The organism is Legionella parisiensis, assembly GCF_001467945.1.
In the GTDB taxonomy this organism is placed as follows: domain Bacteria; phylum Pseudomonadota; class Gammaproteobacteria; order Legionellales; family Legionellaceae; genus Legionella; species Legionella parisiensis.
Window position 1 is genome coordinate 961,186 of sequence record NZ_LNYQ01000013.1, and the last position, 20,150, is coordinate 981,335.

Consider the following 20,150-nt stretch of genomic DNA (forward strand, 5'->3'; position numbering starts at 1 on the left):
CTCGGTTCATGTTGAATCGATATGTATCTATAGCATATTTTTTAATGATAAACTAATGTTTTTAGGATCATGTAAGGTATGAATTTTTCGTAAGCCTGAGTACCGAAGTGAAAATTTTTGAGATATTAGTTTTGTCGCGTTACACCTGGGCTCCATTGCATGGCGATGACACCCTGGTTTTTGAATTATGGATGGAAAATGAATGAGTATTGATGAGATAAAGGGGCAAGTTGCTGAATTAAAAAATAGAATAAGGCAATACGATTATCACTATTATGTCCTTGATGAGCCACTAGTCCCTGATGTGGAATACGATCGGTGTTTTCGTGCATTACAGGATTTGGAAGCTAAATATCCGGAATTATTGACAGCAGACTCACCTACCCAACGTGTAAGTGGTACTCCCGCAGATGCCTTTATGCCAGTAACTCATCGGCAACCCATGTTGTCCTTATCGAATGTGTTTACTGAGGAAGAGCTCCAGGCATTTATTAAGCGCGTCACCGAAAAACTGGATGAACCAGTTCAGCAATTGGTTTTTACCTGTGAACCTAAATTGGATGGGCTTGCGGTAAATCTTAGCTACGAAAATGGCGTATTGATTTCTGCAGCAACACGGGGTGATGGAACTACAGGTGAAAACATTACTGCCAATATTAAAACCATCTCTGCAATTCCTTTAGTTTTAAGAGTGCCAAAACCTCCGCGTTTTATTGAAATTCGTGGTGAGGTATACATGCCAAAAATAGGTTTTGAAGAGTACAATAGGAAGGCTCAAGAGTCTGGGGAAAAAGTTTTTGCCAATCCTCGCAATGCTGCAGCAGGAAGCTTAAGGCAATTGAATCCTGCAGTGACTGCAAATAGGCCTTTAGCTATCTATTGCTATGGTATAGGAGCTTGCGAAGGATATGGTTTACCAAATAGCCATTGGGAGCAGTTGCAACTACTCAAAGAGTTTGGTTTTAGGGTCTCTTTAGATACCAAAAAGGAAGTGGGTATTAAAGGTTGCTTAAGGTATTATAATGATATGTTAGCCAAGCGTGATCAACTTCCTTTTGAGATTGATGGGGTTGTTTATAAAGTGGATAGTATACCTTTACAACAGCAACTTGGTTTTATTTCACGAGCACCTCGATTCGCCTGTGCCCATAAATTTCCTGCTACCGAAGAGATGACTGAGGTGTTAGCTGTTGATTTCCAAGTAGGAAGAACTGGGGCTTTAACTCCAGTAGCTCGTTTGGCGCCGGTCAATGTTGCGGGAGTTACTGTAAGCAATGCGACTTTACATAACATGGATGAAATTGCTAGAAAGGATATCCGTATTGGTGATATGGTTATTATCCGTCGTGCGGGTGATGTTATTCCCGAAGTAGTTTCTGTTGTTCTCGAGCGACGTCCTGCACATACCAAAGCGATCCATTTACCTAATCAATGCCCTGTTTGCGGCTCTGATGTAGTGCGTGAGGAAGGGGAGGCAGTTGCGCGTTGTGTAGGAGGTTTATTTTGCAAGGCTCAATTAAAAAGAATGATGTGGCATTTTGCTTCACGCAAAGCGATGTATATTGAGGGATTGGGAGCGGGTCTTATTGAACTGCTGGTTGATGAAGGGATTGTGCGTCATTTACCCGATCTTTATACGCTTGATCTCACTACTTTGGCTAAGCTTCCCCGTATGGGAGAGAAGTCGGCAAAAAATTTATTGCACGCTTTAGAACAAAGTAAAAGTACAACATTTACGCGTTTTCTTTATGCACTGGGAATTCGTGAAATTGGAGAATCCGGTGCCCGAATGCTGGCCGAACATTTCGGAGATATTGACGCTATTTCCAAAGCAACAGAAGAAGAGTTAATGAGCTTGCAAGATATGGGGCCGGTAGGGGCCTTTAATGTCATGCATTTTTTTGCACAAGAACATAATCGTCAAGTCATTGAACGTTTATTAGCCTTTGGCATTCATTGGCCAAAAGTTGAGAAGAAGAAAGTAAATAAAGAGCATTCTTTATTTGGTAAAACAGTGGTTCTAACAGGAACTTTAAGTACTATGGGACGTGAAGAGGCCAAAGCAAAACTATTGGCTGTGGGGGCAAAAGTGACAGGTAGCGTCTCAGCAAAAACAGATTATGTCATTGCTGGAAGTGAAGCGGGGTCCAAACTGGATAAAGCAAATGATCTGGGTGTAGCAGTTTTGGATGAAGAACAGTTTCTTAAGGTATTATGAAAGGTCTATTTTCATTACTATGATCTTAGCTAAACTGTCCTGATTTTCTGTACATTTATGTTTATATGCTCCGTGTATGTTGCACTTCGGTGCTAGAAATTAGGTCATTTTGACTCAAGTGAGTGAATGGAAAAGACCCTATTGATGATTAGATAAGGATTTATTTTTGAATCGTATACAGCGAATAGTTCTGGCAGCTCTTCTTTTTAAGAATTTGAGCTGCTTTGCTTATGCATGGCCTTGGATTTTAAACAATCCACATCCCCACGCACAATCAAACAAAAATATTTATTACTCATCATTTTCTGAACAGCCTAAAACTCTGGATCCGGCACTTTCTTATTCGTCGAATGAGTCGCTTTTTATTGCTCAAATATATGAACCTTTGCTGCAGTATGATTATTTGAAAAGGCCGTATCAATTAGCTCCTTTGATCGCATTGCAAATACCTCAGTTAAGATATCTTGATGCCCAAGGTAAATTATTGCCTGAAAACAGTCAGGAAACGCCTGCTTACAGTGTTTATACTATAAATATTAAAAAAGGAGTTTATTATCAGCCCCACCCAGCTTTTGCTAAGGATGCAAAGGGTTCATATTATTATCATCATGTCACATCGGATTATTTAGATGAGGAAGATATTAACCAATTATCGGATTTTAAGCATATTGGCACGCGAGAGCTGATAGTTGATGATTACATTTATCAAATAAAGCGTTTGGCTAATCCTGCATTGAGCTCGCCGATTTATGGTCTAATGAGTGACTATATCGTCGGTTTTGCAGAATATGGAAAAACACTTCCTAAAAGTAGTAAATATATTGATCTGCGTCAGTATCCTTTAACAGGGCTAAAAAAACTGGATGATTATTCTTTTGAAATCACTTTAAAGGGAAAATATATCCAGTTTTTATTTTGGCTGGGTATGAGTTTTTTTTCGCCAGTTCCTTGGGAGGCTGATTACTTTTATTCTCAACCAGGGATGTTGGACAATAACATCTCTTTGAGTTGGTTCCCTGTAGGCACAGGAGCTTTTATGTTGGTTAAGAATAATCCCAATAGAAGTATGGTGCTCCAAAAAAATCCTAATTTTCGTGAAGAATATTATCCAAGTATCGGTTCTGCCGAGGATAAAAAATTGGGATATTTGGATAATGCAGGTAAACGAATACCCTTTATTGATAAGGCAATTTTTACCCTGGAAAAGGAATCCATTCCTCGTTGGAATAAATTTTTACAAGGTTTTTATGATAGCTCAGTAATTGGTGCGGACAGTTTTGATCAGGCAATCCATACGAATCGATATGGCAAAGCTGAGCTAACACCAGAGATGCAAAAAAAACAAATGTACCTCACTGTGGAATTACAGCCTACTACTTACTACATGGGATTTAACATGCTTGATAAAGTAGTAGGGGGAGCTAGTGAACGAGCGCGCAAGTTAAGAAGAGCAATTTCAATTGCGGTAAATTATGATGAAAACATAGCCATTTTTCATAATGGTCGAGGTATTGCAGCTCAAGGACCAATTCCACCTGGTATTTTTGGTTATAAAGAAGGTAAAGAGGGAATTAATCCTTATGTATATGAATGGAAAAATAATGAGGCAGTGCGTCGTCCCATTAGTAATGCCAAACAACTTATGGCTGAGGCAGGATATCCTGATGGAATTGATCCCGCTACTGGAAAACACTTAATTTTAAATTATGATGTCACAACATCTGGGGGACCTCAGGATAAATCTTTATTTGATTGGATGCGTAAACAATTTGCTCAAATAGGTATTGATTTGAATGTCCAGGCAACCTTATATAATCGTTTTCAAGAAAAAATGCGTACAGGAGATACACAAATATTTAGTTGGGGTTGGGTCGCAGATTATCCGGATCCTGAAAACTTTTTGTTTCAGTTGTATGGCGCCAATGGCAAGGTAAAATTTAGTGGTGAAAATGCTGCCAATTATCAAAATCCTGAATTTGATCGCCTTTTTAATTTAATGAAAAATAGACAAAATGATACCCAAAGGCAGCAGATCATTGATGAGATGATCTCTATTGTTCGTAGGGATGCACCATGGATTTGGGGAATACATCCCGAGGAATTTATTTTATCTCAGAGTTGGGTCTCTCGCATTAAACCAAATACAATGTTTTCTTCTACTTTAAAGTACATCGCAATCAATGTACCCGAACGAAACAAATTGAGATTCGCTTGGAATCAGCCAGTTTTTTGGCCATTGGGTTTATTGTTTTTGCTTATTCTAATTCTCATTCTTCCTTTGGTTATTGCCTACCATAAGAAAGAAAGAAAACCAGCAGAAAGGACATTTATCCCATGATCAAGTATTTACTTCGTCGAGTTATGTATTCAATACCCATTCTTTTTGGAATTAATCTTATCACTTTTATTTTATTTTTTACGGTGAATACTCCAGACGATATAGCACGCATGCATTTAGGGCAGAAACATGTGGAACAGCAGGTAATTGATGATTGGAAAGAGGCACATGGTTATAATTTACCCTTATTTTATAATGACCAAAAAACTGGAATAGGAAAAATTCAATCGACTTTGTTTTTCCAAAAGTCATTGAAGCTCTTTACTTTTAATTTTGGTGTGTCTGATTCTGGACGGGATATTAGCGAAGACATTACCTACAGAATGTGGCCAAGTCTTTCCATTGCATTACCCGTTTTATTATTGGATGTTATTGCAAACATTATTGTAGCTATGGCAATGGCTTTTTTTCGGGGGACTTATCTTGATTTAACTGGCGTAGTGCTTTGTATTATATTAATGTCGATTTCCAGCTTGTTTTATATTATTGGTGGTCAATATCTTTTTGGTAAATTATTACGTCTCGTACCTATTTCAGGTTATGACGGTGGCTTTGATGCGTTAAAGTTCGTTATTCTGCCAATTACTGTGGCTGTACTTAGCGGTCTGGGGGCAGGAAGTCGCTGGTATCGCACTTTATTTTTGGAAGAAATGCATAAAGATTATGTGAAAACTGCCAGAGCTAAAGGGCTATCGGAACAAAGGGTGATGTTCAAGCATGTATTGAAAAATGCAATGCTTCCTATACTAACCGGAATTGTAGTGATTATTCCTTCCTTATTTATGGGCAGTTTGATATTGGAATCTTTTTTTGGAGTGCCAGGCTTAGGCAGCTATACGATTGATGCAATTCAACAGCAGGATTTTGCTATTGTGAGGGCTATGGTGTTCTTGGGTTCAATTCTTTACATTGTAGGATTGGTATTAACGGATATCTCTTATATGTTGGTCGATCCCCGGGTGAGATTATCTTAAGCAAGTAGTTTATTGTTAAACAATGAATTTTTACTGTTATATAATGAATCTTTATACTCACCATCCAGATTTCGTGTAGTACAAAGATGATGAGATTAGTTGAGAAGAACAAATGATGATTGAGTTTCTATGGACTGATAAATGCTTTCTCACTTTATTAGCTTTAAGTGGGATAGTTATTTTATTGAGCTTACGCAAGTATCATATAAGGCGTTCCTTTTCCATAATATTACACAGACCTATTGCTGTAAGTGCAGGCATCATCCTGTTGTTTTTTATTACTGTTGGAGTTTTGGATTCGATTCATATTAAATCGGTAAATAAAGAAACAGAAATAGAAACTGCAGCTACTGTATTAGATAAAATTTTGGCTCCTATAGATGAAATTTTAGAAAAAACCTATTCGGCACCGTTGGCTTTAACTCAATTTATTAGTGAAACTACCTTGGTGAATGGTGTTTTTGAACAATCTTTTCCATTATTGATTTATCCAGGTAAATGGGTAAAAACAGAAGCAGAGAAAAACGAGATTATAAAGAGTGCTTTTTGGTTTGCTTTGAAATGCAGTGTATCTGCGGCATTTTCTATAGGAATAGTTCTGATTTGTGTTCGGCTTTGCCGACAGGGAAGACCTTTTTTTGCTTTAAGTACGACGAGTATAAGCACCTTGATCACCGTAAGTGTACTTACATTTTTTGTAGTGCTTGGATATGAGCTTTCAAGAACGTTTCATGTGTTGGGGACAGGACAAATCGGGCAAGATATTTTTTATTTTACAATTAAGAGCATACGCACTGGCTTGGTGATTGGCCTTTTAACTACTTTATTTATGTTACCTTTGGCTTTGTTTTTGGGGATAGTGGCAGGTTATTTTGGTGGTTTGGCAGATGATCTGATTCAGTATACCTATACCACTTTAAGTTCCATCCCTGGAGTTTTATTAATTACAGCCTCAGTTTTGTCTTTGCAAGTTTATATAGCCAATCATCCTGAGCAGTTTACTACTTTGGCTCAAAGTGCAGATGCACGTTTATTGGCACTTTGTTTTATCCTCGGGGTAACAAGTTGGACTAGCTTATGTAGGCTTTTGCGTGCTGAAACCTTGAAGCTGCGTGAAGTAGATTACGTTCAAGCAGCGCGAGCCTTAGGATCGAATTGGGTTACTATTATTCGCAAACACTTATTGCCCAACGTGATGCATATTGTAGTAATCACCCTAGTTTTGGATTTTAGTTTTTTGGTTATGGCTGAGGCATTGCTTTCTTATGTGGGAGTAGGGGTTTCGCCGATGACCATTAGTTGGGGAAATATGATTAATAGTGCACGTTTTGAGTTGGCACGTAATCCTGTGATTTGGTGGCCTATATTGGCCGCATTTGTTTTTATGTTTTTGCTGGTTTTAGCAATTAACTTATTTGCAGATGCGGTCCGGGACGCTTTTGATCCCCACCAGTCACAAGGGTGATATAGAAAACAAAAATGTGCTTTGGGTTCTTGGTTGATGCCGGTATGCAAAACCTTTGATTTAGGTTAAAGTTCATCAATTAAGCTTAATGAGTTAATTTCTTTATGCAACAACGTTTTGTTCATTTACGTGTCCACACGGAGTTTTCTTTGGTTGATGGCTTGACTCGTGTTAAGCCTTTAATGAAGGTTTTACCATCCCGAGGGATGTGTGCTGTTGCAGTGACCGATTATTGCAATTTGTTTGCGGCTGTGAAGCACTATAAGAATGCTGTGGATATGGGAATCAAGCCTATAATTGGAAGTGATTTACCTTGTCATGATCCTGAACAGCCCGAGCGAGTTTCTTCTATGGTTCTTTTATGCCTTAACTCGCAGGGGTATAAAAATTTAACTTGTCTTGTTTCCAAAGCATATCAGGAAGGACAATATCAAGGACAACCAAGAGTACATAACCAATGGATACAAGAGTACTCATCAGGACTTATTGCATTGTCTGGCGGAAAATTCGGCGATATTGGACAAGCTTTATTAGCCAATGACGATGCTTTAGCTAAAAGCCGAGCACTATATTGGCAATCACTTTTTCCCAATCGTTTTTATTTAGAAATTCAACGGACAGGAAGACCTGATGAAACCGACTATAATGAAAAGTTGATAGCTTTAGCCGATGAACTGAAATTGCCCTTAGTAGCAACCAATGATGTGCGTTTTCTTGATCAAGAAGATTTTGAGGCCCATGAGGCGCGTGTTTGCATTCATGAAGGGTATACCTTAGCTGATCCTAGAAGACTGCAAAAGTATAGTGCACAACAGTACTTGCGCTCGGCTGATGAAATGATTGCTTTATTTTCTGATTTGCCATCTGCAATAGAAAATACAGTTGAAATCAGTAAACGATGCACAGTAAAACTGGATCTAGGAAATAATTATTTACCTAATTTTCCCATACCGGATGGATCTACTGTTGAAGAGTATTTATCTCATTTATCACAAGTAGGTCTAGAAGAGCGTTTACTGCAAATATTTAAAAGCAAATCACCTAAAGAGCTGCAAGAATCGCGAGAAGAATACGACAAACGTTTGCAGGTTGAATTAAACGTAATTAATAACATGGGCTTTGCCGGTTATTTTCTGATTGTTGCTGATTTCATCCAATGGGCAAAAAAAAATGGTGTGCCAGTTGGCCCAGGACGTGGTTCAGGAGCGGGCTCATTAGTTGCTTATGCATTAAAAATTACCGATTTGGATCCCTTGGAGTATGAATTACTTTTTGAGCGTTTCTTGAACCCAGAGCGGGTATCCATGCCTGATTTTGATATCGATTTTTGTATGGAAGGTCGTGATCGGGTTATTGATTATGTGGCCGAAAAATATGGCAGGCAAAGCGTCTCACAAATTATTACCTTTGGTACTATGGCTGCCAAAGCAGTGGTACGCGATGTTGGGCGTGTATTAGGACATCCCTATGGTTTTGTTGATAAGCTAGCAAAATTAATCCCTTTTGAGATAGGTATTACATTAAGTAAGGCTTTGGAGCAGGAGGAAGAACTAAAGCGTCGTTATGAAGAAGAAGAGGAAGTAAAAGAACTCATTGATTTGGCATTAAAACTCGAAGGGATTACCCGTAATGCGGGGAAACATGCTGGGGGAGTAGTGATTGCACCATCCCAGCTTACAGATTTTACTGCGATATATTGTGAAGAGGGATCTACCCAAATTGTATGTCAGTTTGATAAAGATGATGTCGAAGCAGCAGGTTTGGTCAAATTTGACTTTTTGGGATTACGTACACTGACGATTATCGATTGGGCATTGGCTACGGTAAATAAAAAAAGAGCTCTTGAAGGTTTGCCCGCGGTGGATATCAGTCAAATCCCAACAGATGATGCTGAGACTTTTGATTTATTAAAGGCATGTAAAACCACAGCGGTGTTTCAGCTCGAATCTCGGGGTATGAAGGAGTTAATTAGCCGTTTACAGCCTGATTGCTTTGAAGATATTATCGCTTTAGTGGCTTTATTCAGACCAGGCCCTTTGCAATCTGGAATGGTGGATGATTTTATTGATCGTAAGCATGGACGTGCTGCTGTTGATTATCCCCATCCGGATTTGGAGCCCATTTTAAAACCAACTTACGGTGTTATTTTATATCAAGAACAAGTGATGCAAATTGCACAGGTATTGGCAAATTATACTTTGGGCGCTGCTGATTTGTTACGTCGTGCGATGGGAAAGAAAAAGCCTGAGGAAATGGCGAAACAACGAGAAATTTTTACCCAAGGAGCGACTGCTCGAGGCGTTGATGAAAAGGTTGCAACCCATATTTTTGACTTGATGGAAAAATTTGCAGGTTATGGTTTTAATAAGTCGCACTCAGCTGCATATGCATTGGTAGCTTATCAAACTGCTTGGCTTAAAGCACACTTTCCCGCGGCATTTATGGCTGCGGTCATGTCATCGGATATGGATAATACGGATAAGGTAGTTACTTTTATTGATGAATGTGCTCATATGAAATTGAAGATTTTACCTTCCTCAATCAATCATTCGATGTATCCTTTTACTGTAGTTGATGATGCCACTATTATTTATGGCCTTGGTGCTATAAAAGGGGTGGGGGAGTCTGCTATTGATTGCATTACTGAGGAGCGTGAAGCAGGAGGAAAATATACGGACTTATTCAGTTTCTGCCAACGATTGGATTTACGCAAGGTAAATCGACGCGTACTGGAAGCGCTAATTAAAAGTGGTGCTTTTGATGATTGGAATGTCGAGCGAGCAATATTAACTGCATCGTTGGAAAAAGCTCTAAAAGTGGCTGAAAAAGAGCATCAAAATCAATCCAGTGGTCAATTTGATTTATTTTCATTATTAGAAGACGATACCCATAAGCAAGACTACGTGCAATGCAAACCCTGGTCTGAGGCGCAGCGTCTGGAAGGTGAGCGAGAAGTATTAGGCTTTTATCTTACTGGGCATCCTGCAGATCAATATCGGCGTGAGTTTGGTGACTTTATCGTTTCAATCAGTCAATTAAATCCTTCTATGCATAAAAAAGCCATTATTTGTGCGCAAATTGTTGGAATTCGCAAAATTTTGACGAAACGTGGTAAGAAATTGGTAATTCTTGGCATGGATGATTCTACTGCGCGGCTTGATGTTGTTGTCTTTGGTGAGCTTTTCGAATCTTCTGCCCAAAGTTTGGCAACTGGTGATATGTTGGTTATTGAGGGTGAAGTGGCTCATGATGATTATAATGGCGGTGTGAAAATGACCGCGAATCATCTCTACGATGTCCCTACAGCTCGTACTAAATTTGCTCGATGCTTGGAGTTACGTTTACACTCCGGAAATCAGGGGGTTTTAGGTTCTATTCAGGCGTTATTGAAAGCTCATGTTGGCCGTTGTGCTGTACAACTTTCATACTGTAATGATTATGCCAGAGCACAGTTGAGTCTGGCGCAACAATGGCAAGTAATGCCAAGCGATGAACTACTTGGGCTTTTGATGAATCTTTTAGGGGATGAGCAAGTTGTTATGAAATATTAATAGCAGGGTGAGACGAAGCAAAGCCTGAGTTACGGATTGTGTCTCACCCAGGCTACATTTCATATTGTTTAATCCGCCAGCAATTTATCCATTTTTGCTGCGCAAATAAAATCATTATGACTCAAGCCATTGAGGGCATGGGTCATAAAGCTTACGTGGCAATAGTTATAGCCTAATTCTAAATCAGGATGATGATTTTCAGTGTTTGCAATCCATGCAAGGGCATTAACAAAAGCCATTGTTTCATAAAAATTATTAAAAGATAAACTGCGTTTAATGATTCGGTTATCTGTACTTACTTGCCAATTTTTATTTAACTGAGGCATCAAATTTTTAATTTGTTCTGCATTTAATGCGGCGCCTATACCTTCACATGAATCACAATGTTTGCTGCTTAAGTCACTGGTCATTTTATTTCCTTACTTATCTATTTGGCCAATATGGTGTCACTTTGATGAATGTTTTGGTACTCTAAAATCACACCATTTTGGCTTAATTTAGCGAATTGTCAACAAACCTTCGTAATTACTCAATGTATTAAGAAATCGAACATTTTGCTCCTTGGTTCCTACGGTTACTCGTATGTAATTATTCATCTTATATGGATGTAGAGGTCGTACTATGATCCCTTTATCTAATAAATAATTATAAATCAACATGCCATCTTCCTTACAATCAAAGGTAAGAAAATTGCATGCCGAGGGTAAGTAATCGATATTTAGTTGATTAAATCCATCTTTCATCTGCAGCATTCCTTCGGTATTGGTTTGCAAGCTTAATTGAATAAATTGATCATCATCTAAGGCTGCATGCGCAGTAGTCAGTGCGACTTGGTTGACTGTAAATGGTAATTGGATACGCCGCATGAGATCAATTATTGATGGATGAGCTATTGCATAACCTAAACGAACCCCGGCTAACCCGTATATTTTTGAAAAAGTTCGCGTAATCACTAAATTGGGATGTTGAGCCAACCATTCAATACTATTACAACTTAATTGAGATGCTGCATACTCATAATAAGCCTCATCGATAACCAACAGAGTACTTTCAGGAATATTCTCTAATAGACGCTTTACTTCTTGTGGGCTAATCAGAACACCGGTAGGATTATTCGGGTTCGCTAAAAAAATGATACCGGTTTTTGCATTGCAAGCTTGAATTAATTTATCTACATTGACATGCCAATCTGGATTGATTTCAATGGAGCGAACAGGGATATTCAAGGTATTGGCTTGAATCGCGTAGGTGCTGAATGCATATTCATGTGTGATGATGTGTTTGTCATTATGCAACGCAAAGCAGTTGAGTAGAATGGTATATATATAATCCGAACCATTACTTACGAAAAGTTGATCCACATCGATTGCGAGTTTATTCGCAAGTTTAGGGATTAAAGGATGGTTCATTGGTGAGGGATAAGTAGCTAAAAGGTGGGGCGACATTTCTTTTAATGCGGCATGGGCTAAGGGGCTGCAACCTAAAGGATTTTCGTTACTCGCCATTTTAATAATGTCATTGTCGTTTATCCCTTTTTCACGTGCTAGTTCTTCTATAGATTTTCCTGGTTTATAAGGGACTAAAGATTGTATGCCTGGATGAGGTAATTGTTGAAAGTTAACTGCCATAATTTTCCCTAACTAAAAATTTTCTTCATATTATCCAAGCTTTAGCTTCCTGTCACCAGCTCAGTGAATTAAAAATTCATTTGATTTCTTACCGGGTGATAGCAAAACACCCGATATGCGATTATTTTTTTAAAGTTGCTGGAACTAAGTCATTAAAAGCTTGATTGGGAAGCAAATCTGATTCTGCTAGATATTCATAGTCAATAGGACATTGTTTGTACCCAAAACCGAATGTCTTTCGCACCAGTTCTTTATTATCATTAAATGGATGACCGTGGGAATCAATGAGAGCAGGTGTGCCTTACTCCTAAAGGATCTAATGTAATCGGGTTTATGGAGATGAATCTTCTTTAATGGCGAGGCCCTGTCGGAAGCTGATCTCTTCAAGGGACCCAAAATAAGTTGAGCCCATTACAAAGACTGATGCTTCACTTATCCAAATAAAAATACAACGTATTACTTGAGTTGGCGCGTACCATCTTTTCGTTTCGGTAGGAGGTGTAATCAGGGACCCAAAAAATAGCTAAAATCAGATCGAGGGTATTTTTTTCGGCAGCCGTTTTAAACGTATTAAAGTTTAATAACAATTCGATGGGTTGTTTATAGCTCGCCATGGATTGTATTTGATCTCTATTCGTGTTTGTGTGCAGTCGTAGAGGTCTTGAATTTTTATATCCATGACGTTAACCTTGTCGTGGCAAACCAACCACAGGAAAATGGAATATGAATTGGCAAAAGGGATTTTCCCTTACCGAAGTATTGGTATCTTTATCACTAGTAACAACCTTGGCTCTGGCTTTATTACAACAACAATGGCAGAGTAAACAATTATTAAACCAATTAATTTTTAGAACACAAGGTTCTCAATTTCTTGATCAAATTGAAGAGTCGCTTGTGGCCAAAGTTTCAAAACTTCCACCAACCCCCTCCCCATACCACTTGGATATACAGCTAAAAAATCAACAGTTACTTCTCCATCTTGAATGGTTTGAACAAGTAGGCTCTATCACCCGTCAACATAATTTTATCGGAAGTGTTGAATGAAAAAGCAAATGGGAATTAGTCTGGCAGAAGTATTGATAAGTCTTTTTCTGACAAGTTTAATTATGATTTCATTAATCCATCTTTATTTGGGAAGCAAACGGCAATACCTTGAAACAGAAAAAATTTTAGAAACACATTTTGATTTACGATGGGTGAGTGATTTACTGAGTGATAGTATTCGACGTGCAGGTTTTACGCCGTGCTTGGGCATCGATCACTTGCAAGTTATTGATCGTAGAAATCATCAAAACAGAATTCGGGCACTGCAAACCCGAAATCAACCGAATCAATTCATTCAAATAAATAGGATGAATGAACATTTTGCAAAAATAATCAAAATTCAAGGTGCAACAAAAATAGTGATTCAGGATCCAGTGATATTTCACAAAAAACGTCCTGTACTCATCGCTGATTGTAAACATGCTGAGGTACAAGAACTCTTTGAGATGGAACGACAAAATAATAATTTGCTTATTACTTTGAACAAACCTCTATTTTTTTCTTATGACCGCTCAGCATATATTGGTGAGTATCTTGAAGAGAAATGGTTGATTAAGAGAAATGCGAATGATATGGATACGTTACATTATCACTTGGTACAGACAGAAGAAATAACTCCTTTAATTCATTTCATACATACCCGAAATCGATACATAAAAGAGAAGCAGTTTCTTGAAATTATCATGGGGTTGGATGAGAACAAAACGCATGAGCTGAAGGTTTTGGTGCGTGGCTCATGAGCAGCTCTCTTCGGAAACTCTACTCCAGAGGAGAATTGCTTCGTCGTTACGGTACTCGAATCCTCATATACTGGCTCGTACACTCCGGTTCTGCGTTCCGTGAACCTTTGCACTTCCCATTCTGGAGCGAGTTGCCGAAGAGAGACATTAGAAAAAATCAAGGATTTATTTTATTAGTGACTTTACTGATTACAGGTGTGATTAGTTTGCTTATCTTGACTTCGATGCAGCATGTTTTACTGTATTACAAAACAATTAATAAGCAAGAAGTATTGCACCAGAGTTTTTATCAGCTCGAGAATGTGGCATTGCGATTGCTGCATCAAGATAAAGCATTGAATTCAGACTGTGTGGTACATTCAGATGCTGCAAATCAAGTGGTGCATAATTTACTCGAACTCAAAGGATGTTCTTTAAAAAGCGGCTTAACTCAATACAAATATTATATTGAGGACTTAGGAGAGTTTCCGTGTTTGGTGGTTTACTATAAGGGACGAAAATCAGCATCGCATCATCAACGAGTAACTGTTGTTTCCTTTGAAGAGGAATCTCCTTTGTCTTTATTGCAAATAAGGTTTATTGGGTCGGGAAGGGCGATCCCTTGTCTGGTAAATGAACATGCTATTCCTTTGGGGGTGAGCAGCTGGAGATATTTGCCTTCACTGTAATAGGGTCTTTGCTCCCATTTCGCTAGTTGAGCCAAACTGGTCTGATTTTTAAGTACTGAAGTGCGACATACCCGGGGTCTATATAAATGTGACCAGACTCTAATATTATCTTGAGCTGTCTCAAACCTGGTTGTATTGTAATAGCTATGATAAATAGAGAGGTTTTTAGGTGCGTTTACAAAATATTTCCAGATTTAAGTATTGGCCGCAAATGGCGGTGCTTACTTTATTGTTGGCAGGATATGTTGCCTATCGTTATTTTGCCTTTTATGACACACGCTCAAGTGATGCATATGTTTCAGCTCATGTAGTCAACATGGCCACTATGGTTTCTGGTCCAGTTACGAAAATTTATGTTAAGGACAATCAGCGGGTAAAAAAAGGAGATAAACTTATTGAAATTGATTCTCTTCCTTTTGCTTATGCAGTAGAGCAAGCTAAGTCCAAGTTAGAAATTGCTCAATTGAATTATGAAAACGAAAAGGCAGATGTGGCTAAAGCCAAACTTGAGATCGCACACGCTAATTTTGAATTAGATAAGGAAAATTATCGTCTAAATCATACTATTCTTGTATCTCCTGCAGATGGTTACATCACTAATTTTAATTTACGCGTAGGTCAGTACATTACAGAAGGGGAAGGACTATTTGCTCTTATTGAAACCAAAAAGTGGTGGGTAGTTACGCGTTATAGAGAAACAGCGCTTCGTTTGATTCAACCTGGAGACAAGGCAAAAATTATGATTGATATGTATCCGGGAAAAGTATTTCATGGGCATGTTGACAGCATTGGTTGGGGGATTAATCGAGTACAAAGCGGTGATGTTGCTCCTTCAACACTAGTGTATTTGGAAGCGACCGAAGATTGGATTCGTATGGCACAACGTTTTCCTGTAAAAATTTATATCGATGATTTAACTGATGAATATCCAATGCGCATTGGTGCCAATGCTACTACCATTACATACAGGTGAATCGTGTTTTTCTGGCCTCAAACTGTTGAAAACAGAGCTGCCATAAGAACAGCATTTGCCGCATTGATTGCCGTTTTGATTTCCTTTAAATTTCATCTGGAAACACCATTTTGGTCAGGAATGAGTGTTGTTATCGTTTCGAATTTATACACTGGCAACATCATTGATAAAGCTTCTATGCGTATTATTGGCACTATTGCGGGAGCATTTTTGGGGTTCTACGTTGCAGGACTGGTCGCCAACAGTTTTTTACTTTATTTGCTTTCTTGCTTTTTAATCGTGTGCATGGGCTCCTATTATTACAGTTTCAGTCCTAATGGTTATGCTTATTTATTAGGAGCACTGTGTGCATTTATAATTATTTCGCAAATTGCGATGAATCCGCAAAATGCGTTTTTCGTGGCAATTTGGAGACCTGTTGAGATTGGGATTGGTGTTTTGGTAGCAGCAATAAGCGCCTATTTTATTTTTCCCAATCATTTAAAGGATAATGTTACAGTACAGCTTCATGGTTTTTTTACTGATTTCTCAACTGAATTGGATCAATTACTTACGATGTTGTTTGAAGGTAAGCCCGATTTTGACTTGCTATCACAAAACACTATAAAAATAAAAAGAAAATTACGGAAAGCAGTAGAACTTATTGGGGCTATGACTCATGAATTAGGGGTTACTAAAGCCAGGGTTGATCAGGTGCGTGCTTTATTGGATATTTTTTATGATTTATCACGACAGTTACACTATCTTATTCTCATTTCTCCAAGGCATAGCGATTTAACCATTGTACAATCATTACCTATAAAGCCATTATTGAATGCGGTTCAATCAGATCTGTCCCACCTACAAATCGCACTTTCTAATCACATAGATATTCCTAAAGAATTAAAAACAGGACCTGCAATCGAAGAACTGGAAAAACATGTAAAACAGAGGCAAAGTAATGGAGATATTTCCTCTGTTTTGATCCCTAATGCAAATAGGGGCATTGAAAAGCAGCAATTTGTTGTGAAGAGTACCTTTGTTCACGCATTGATTCATTTCTTGCATCAAGTGAATCACAGTCTTCTTTTGATGCAGTCTTTATTTAGCCCTATTCCTTGTGGCATGACAGCAAAACACCATGTCTTAAAAACACAGGAACGCATTCGTACGGATATCGATGTCATTAAACGCAGTATTAAAGCAGGGCTTTCGGTTATTTTGGCTTTAGGTTTTTGGATGATAAGTAATTGGTCTGGTGGTTTAAATGGAATTATCAGTAGTCTCGTGCTTTCTATTCGTAAACATCTTTTTGAAATGAAAAGTGTGAGCGTTTATCGTTTACTTGGCTGTATCTGGGGTGGAGGGATTGCTATATTTTCTTTGTTTCTAATTGAGATGACACTTTATGATTTCATTTTAATATTCTTTTTTTCAATTTGGGGATTTTCTTATTTTATGTTTAAGTTGCCCAAATATTCTTATATTGGGTTACAGGCAAATATCGCTTTGATTATTTCTCTTGCCCAAGAAGGAGGGCCACCTGTTTATTTAGCACCTCCATTACAGCGTTTGGGCGGAATAGTAATTGGAATTGTTGCGAGTTTTGTTGTCGCAAATCTTATTTGGCGTTCCGATGTTTGGACTATGTTAAATCGTTACCTTAATAAACTCTATGTTTATATGGGACAGAATTTAAAGCAAATTCTCTTGTCATCAGCAAACCAAATAAAATTGCATGATTTGGCAAATTTATTTTGGTCTTCCCGAGGATTGCTTGAGTCGCTCGCTGATGAACCGCTAAGCTCCAAAAAAAAGAACCTGTTAACAGAGCTGACAAAGCGTTTTGAATCTTTAGTAATAATACAGGCCACTATAAGTCATATTTTATTGGCTATTGATAGAGAAAAAGTTAAAAAAACAGCTCAATTATTGGGATATGAATTATCCTCTTGTGAACAGGAGATTTGGATGGCTTTTGAAATACATGATGTGGAGCATGGACTGATGGTAAGCCATCAATTACAGGATTTGTTATCAGAAATGAGTAAAAAAATGATTTCTTTTCAAATTCCCGATGACGATTTAAGAGGCTTTTTAGCTTATCTCAACGCTTTAAATCAATTGGTTTTACACATTCATTAATTTTTTTGTAGTTGCACATTGATACAATTGTTTTATTTGTACGTTCCAAAAAAATTAATTAAAATCATATCATTATTAGAAGCTGCTGTTGCAGATTATGGGTTTTTTGCACGAGCTTAATGTTAAAATTTTGTTATTGTTTGTTGCAAAAAATTCCATAACGTGTAAAAATTGTCCGCCTATGAAAACGAAAATAATCTCTATTATATTTTTTTTAGCCTTAATTGCCTTGAGTATTTCTATATGGTGGTTTTGGCCAGTAAAGCATCCATCAACCATGTTCAGACAAGCTGATTTTAATCGCTTACCTGGTTGGAAATCAGCGAATCTAAAAAAGTCTTTACTGACTTTTCAGACTTCTTGCCGTGCTTTTATCAAGCAAAATCCGGAGCAGATTGTCGGAACGGAAAAGATCGATTTACAAGTAAAAGATTGGCAACCAGCGTGTGAAGTGGCTTTAAAGATTTCTCCCGAAGCTGAAAATGAAGCCAAACAGTTTTTTGAAAAATGGTTCATTCCGGTAGAGTTTACTGATACTGGTGAAAAACCTGGTTTATTTACAGGTTATTATTTGCCTGCAATTAAAGGAAGTTATACTAAATCCAAAGAGTTTCATGTTCCTATTTACGAGACACCAGATGATCTTATAACTACTGATTTAGGTTTGTTTTTTAATGATTTAAAAAGTCGTGGCATCGTAGGAAGGATAGAAGGTAAAAAATTCGTCCCTTATTACACTCGCGAACAAATTAATAATGGTGCACTTAAGGGAAAAGCACGCGTTTTAGTATGGATTAATAGCCCTATAGATCGTTTGTTTTTGGAAATTCAAGGTTCAGGAGTAATTGAGCTTGAAGATGGTAATAACCTTTATGTTGGTTATGATGCACAAAATGGCAAACCTTATACTGCGATTGCCGGAGTGTTGATTAAAAAAGGAGTTATGACTAAAGATAATGCGTCCATGCAGGCAATAAAACGTTATTTGGAAGCTCATCCCAAGCAGATGGATAAAGTGATCAATCAAAATAAATCTTTTGTTTTCTTCCGTAAAATGTCGTATGGAGTTGCCTTAGGTTCGCAAGGTGTGGCTTTAACACCTGGTTATTCGCTCGCTATTGATAAGCAATGGGTTCCTATGGGAGCTCCTCTTTGGCTAACTACTACGCGTCCTGACAGCAAGAATCCCGATAAAAATAAACCCATGCAACGTTTGATGATTGCTCAAGATACTGGTGGAGCAATACGTGGTAAAGTACGTGGGGATGTTTTTTGGGGTGGTGGTGAAAAAGCAACTCTAATTGCAGGTCATATGAAGAATAGGGGGCATTACTGGATTCTCCTGCCTAAACATGCAATATCCCGCTTAGAGAAAAACAAATTGATTTCCGGATAAGTTTAATTTCCTCGCCCCTCCCTGTCGGGAGAGGGCGGTCAGGTATCAATTAACCTCGGATTTTTGTCCTGACTCTTTTAGTGAGGGCATAGCGCTATTGAAGGCCTCTGTATTATTATTCAAGGATTGAGCTGTATTGTCTTTTAAGGCATCAGCTAGGCTAATAAATTTGTATCCATTTTTTCTATACATTTCAATGATGTCTTCTAAACATAAACTGTTAAGAAGATTTGCATGAATTAATAAAATTTGTTTGACATTTTTCCCTTTAGCATTTTTCTCGGCTCTCAATGTCTGTTGCCAAATGTAAGCCAAGTAACGTTTTTTAAATGATGGTAGATTTTGCGCTCTTTTTCTATAAGGTATCCTGTAGAAGCGTGCATTAAACTCATAGTCTTTACTATCGATCGTTACTGGGGCAATGGTGTATTGATGTGCAGCCAGGTAGTCATGCACTTTTTGTTTTTTTTGGCCAGTACCTTCAGCTAGGTAGGGATAGCGAAAATATTTAGGCTCTGTCAGTACAGGCGCTAAAACAGTATCAGCACGATCTATATCTGCTATGTATTTATCAGCACTCATATTGTTCAGGCTTTTATGAGTATAAGTGTGATTACCTAGAGCAAAGCCTTGATTACGAAATGTTTCTAAAAGATCCCATTCATTTTTCGCAACTGCTTCACCAATGACAAATCCAGTAGCTGGGACTTGATTGTTAACAAGAGCATTGACTATAGCCATGAATCGATTTTGAGTTCTTTTCAGGCTTGCCGGTGTGCTGGAACCAGAACCAACAAAGGGTAAATCATCAATTGTAATCGCAATTTCTTTTTCTTCGGCAAAACATGGAGAGGTAAGTATGCAAGACAAAAACGTTACACCGGCCCATCGAAGTAACATGATATCCCCTAAATTTTTTTTTATTATTTAAAAATAAATATAGTAGACATTTTTCAAAAAAGTATAATTTTTTATAATTTCTTATTTATTATGAGAATTTTTGATGATAATCTAATTGTTTTTTTTACTCT

The 20,150-nt window shown here is 37.9% G+C and carries 14 protein-coding genes; 11 read left to right on the top strand and 3 right to left on the bottom strand.

Going from position 1 to position 20,150, the window contains the following annotated elements:
• Nucleotides 1-202: 202 nt before the first annotated feature.
• From ligA to dnaE, 5 genes are all read left to right on the top strand, one after another.
• Complete coding sequence (ligA, locus tag Lpar_RS10325) at nt 203-2,218, top strand: NAD-dependent DNA ligase LigA (RefSeq protein WP_058517867.1); 2,016 nt, start codon at nt 203-205, stop codon at nt 2,216-2,218.
• 166 nt (nt 2,219-2,384) lie between these two features.
• Complete coding sequence (locus Lpar_RS10330) at nt 2,385-4,556, top strand: ABC transporter substrate-binding protein (RefSeq protein ID WP_058517868.1); 2,172 nt, start codon at nt 2,385-2,387, stop codon at nt 4,554-4,556.
• Nucleotides 4,553-5,530 carry an ABC transporter permease gene (locus Lpar_RS10335; protein ID WP_058517869.1) on the top strand — a complete coding sequence of 326 codons (978 nt, stop codon included), beginning with the start codon at nt 4,553-4,555 and terminating at the stop codon, nt 5,528-5,530. The genes Lpar_RS10330 and Lpar_RS10335 overlap by 4 nt, the downstream gene beginning before the upstream one ends.
• 112 nt (nt 5,531-5,642) lie before the next feature.
• Nucleotides 5,643-6,995 (top strand): ABC transporter permease, encoded by a 1,353-nt coding sequence (locus tag Lpar_RS10340; RefSeq protein WP_058517870.1) that lies wholly within the window; start codon nt 5,643-5,645, stop codon nt 6,993-6,995.
• A gap of 104 nt (nt 6,996-7,099) precedes the next feature.
• Complete coding sequence (gene dnaE / locus Lpar_RS10345; RefSeq protein ID WP_058517871.1) at nt 7,100-10,546, top strand: DNA polymerase III subunit alpha; 3,447 nt, start codon at nt 7,100-7,102, stop codon at nt 10,544-10,546.
• A 68-nt stretch (nt 10,547-10,614) separates the two neighbouring features.
• Here the strand turns inward: dnaE and Lpar_RS10350 are convergent, their stop codons facing one another.
• The gene (locus Lpar_RS10350; protein ID WP_058517872.1) at nt 10,615-10,956 is read right to left on the bottom strand and encodes a 4a-hydroxytetrahydrobiopterin dehydratase; all 342 of its coding nucleotides are present in this window, start codon (nt 10,954-10,956) and stop codon (nt 10,615-10,617) included.
• 87 nt (nt 10,957-11,043) lie between these two features.
• Nucleotides 11,044-12,174: a histidinol-phosphate transaminase gene (hisC, locus tag Lpar_RS10355; protein WP_058517873.1), complete on the bottom strand. Its 1,131-nt coding sequence runs from the start codon at nt 12,172-12,174 to the stop codon at nt 11,044-11,046.
• A gap of 723 nt (nt 12,175-12,897) precedes the next feature.
• Between hisC and Lpar_RS10365 the strand changes: the two genes are divergently transcribed.
• The 6 genes from Lpar_RS10365 (at nt 12,898) to mltA (ending at nt 19,119) form a co-directional block, all read left to right on the top strand.
• Nucleotides 12,898-13,218, top strand: a complete 321-nt coding sequence (locus tag Lpar_RS10365) for a prepilin-type N-terminal cleavage/methylation domain-containing protein (protein WP_058517875.1) — start codon at nt 12,898-12,900, stop codon at nt 13,216-13,218.
• Nucleotides 13,215-13,958 carry a PilW family protein gene (locus tag Lpar_RS10370; protein ID WP_058517876.1) on the top strand — a complete coding sequence of 248 codons (744 nt, stop codon included), beginning with the start codon at nt 13,215-13,217 and terminating at the stop codon, nt 13,956-13,958. Before Lpar_RS10365 ends, Lpar_RS10370 begins: the two co-directional genes overlap by 4 nt.
• Nucleotides 13,955-14,626, top strand: coding sequence for a type II secretion system protein (locus tag Lpar_RS10375; RefSeq protein WP_237759388.1), 672 nt, complete (start codon nt 13,955-13,957; stop codon nt 14,624-14,626). Before Lpar_RS10370 ends, Lpar_RS10375 begins: the two co-directional genes overlap by 4 nt.
• A gap of 169 nt (nt 14,627-14,795) precedes the next feature.
• Complete coding sequence (locus Lpar_RS10380; protein ID WP_237759389.1) at nt 14,796-15,599, top strand: efflux RND transporter periplasmic adaptor subunit; 804 nt, start codon at nt 14,796-14,798, stop codon at nt 15,597-15,599.
• 3 nt (nt 15,600-15,602) lie between these two features.
• Complete coding sequence (locus Lpar_RS10385; protein WP_058517877.1) at nt 15,603-17,723, top strand: FUSC family protein; 2,121 nt, start codon at nt 15,603-15,605, stop codon at nt 17,721-17,723.
• 181 nt (nt 17,724-17,904) lie between these two features.
• Nucleotides 17,905-19,119, top strand: coding sequence for a murein transglycosylase A (gene mltA / locus Lpar_RS10390; protein WP_058519239.1), 1,215 nt, complete (start codon nt 17,905-17,907; stop codon nt 19,117-19,119).
• Between the two features lie 45 nt (nt 19,120-19,164).
• On the opposite strand, the gene Lpar_RS10395 is transcribed toward mltA, so the two are convergent.
• Nucleotides 19,165-20,019: a polysaccharide deacetylase family protein gene (locus tag Lpar_RS10395; RefSeq protein WP_058517878.1), complete on the bottom strand. Its 855-nt coding sequence runs from the start codon at nt 20,017-20,019 to the stop codon at nt 19,165-19,167.
• Nucleotides 20,020-20,150: the final 131 nt, after the last annotated feature.

What these genes read in the sequence shown, in the direction of transcription:
- ligA (WP_058517867.1), top strand. Translation starts at nt 203, where the DNA reads ATGAGTATTGATGAGATAAAGGGGCAAGTTGCTGAATTAAAAAATAGA.
- Lpar_RS10335 (WP_058517869.1), top strand. Translation starts at nt 4,553, where the DNA reads ATGATCAAGTATTTACTTCGTCGAGTTATGTATTCAATACCCATTCTT.
- Lpar_RS10340 (WP_058517870.1), top strand. Translation starts at nt 5,643, where the DNA reads ATGATGATTGAGTTTCTATGGACTGATAAATGCTTTCTCACTTTATTA.
- dnaE (WP_058517871.1), top strand. Translation starts at nt 7,100, where the DNA reads ATGCAACAACGTTTTGTTCATTTACGTGTCCACACGGAGTTTTCTTTG.
- Lpar_RS10350 (WP_058517872.1), bottom strand. Translation starts at nt 10,956, where the DNA reads ATGACCAGTGACTTAAGCAGCAAACATTGTGATTCATGTGAAGGTATA.
- hisC (WP_058517873.1), bottom strand. Translation starts at nt 12,174, where the DNA reads ATGGCAGTTAACTTTCAACAATTACCTCATCCAGGCATACAATCTTTA.
- Lpar_RS10365 (WP_058517875.1), top strand. Translation starts at nt 12,898, where the DNA reads ATGAATTGGCAAAAGGGATTTTCCCTTACCGAAGTATTGGTATCTTTA.
- Lpar_RS10370 (WP_058517876.1), top strand. Translation starts at nt 13,215, where the DNA reads ATGAAAAAGCAAATGGGAATTAGTCTGGCAGAAGTATTGATAAGTCTT.
- Lpar_RS10375 (WP_237759388.1), top strand. Translation starts at nt 13,955, where the DNA reads ATGAGCAGCTCTCTTCGGAAACTCTACTCCAGAGGAGAATTGCTTCGT.
- mltA (WP_058519239.1), top strand. Translation starts at nt 17,905, where the DNA reads ATGAAAACGAAAATAATCTCTATTATATTTTTTTTAGCCTTAATTGCC.
- Lpar_RS10395 (WP_058517878.1), bottom strand. Translation starts at nt 20,019, where the DNA reads ATGTTACTTCGATGGGCCGGTGTAACGTTTTTGTCTTGCATACTTACC.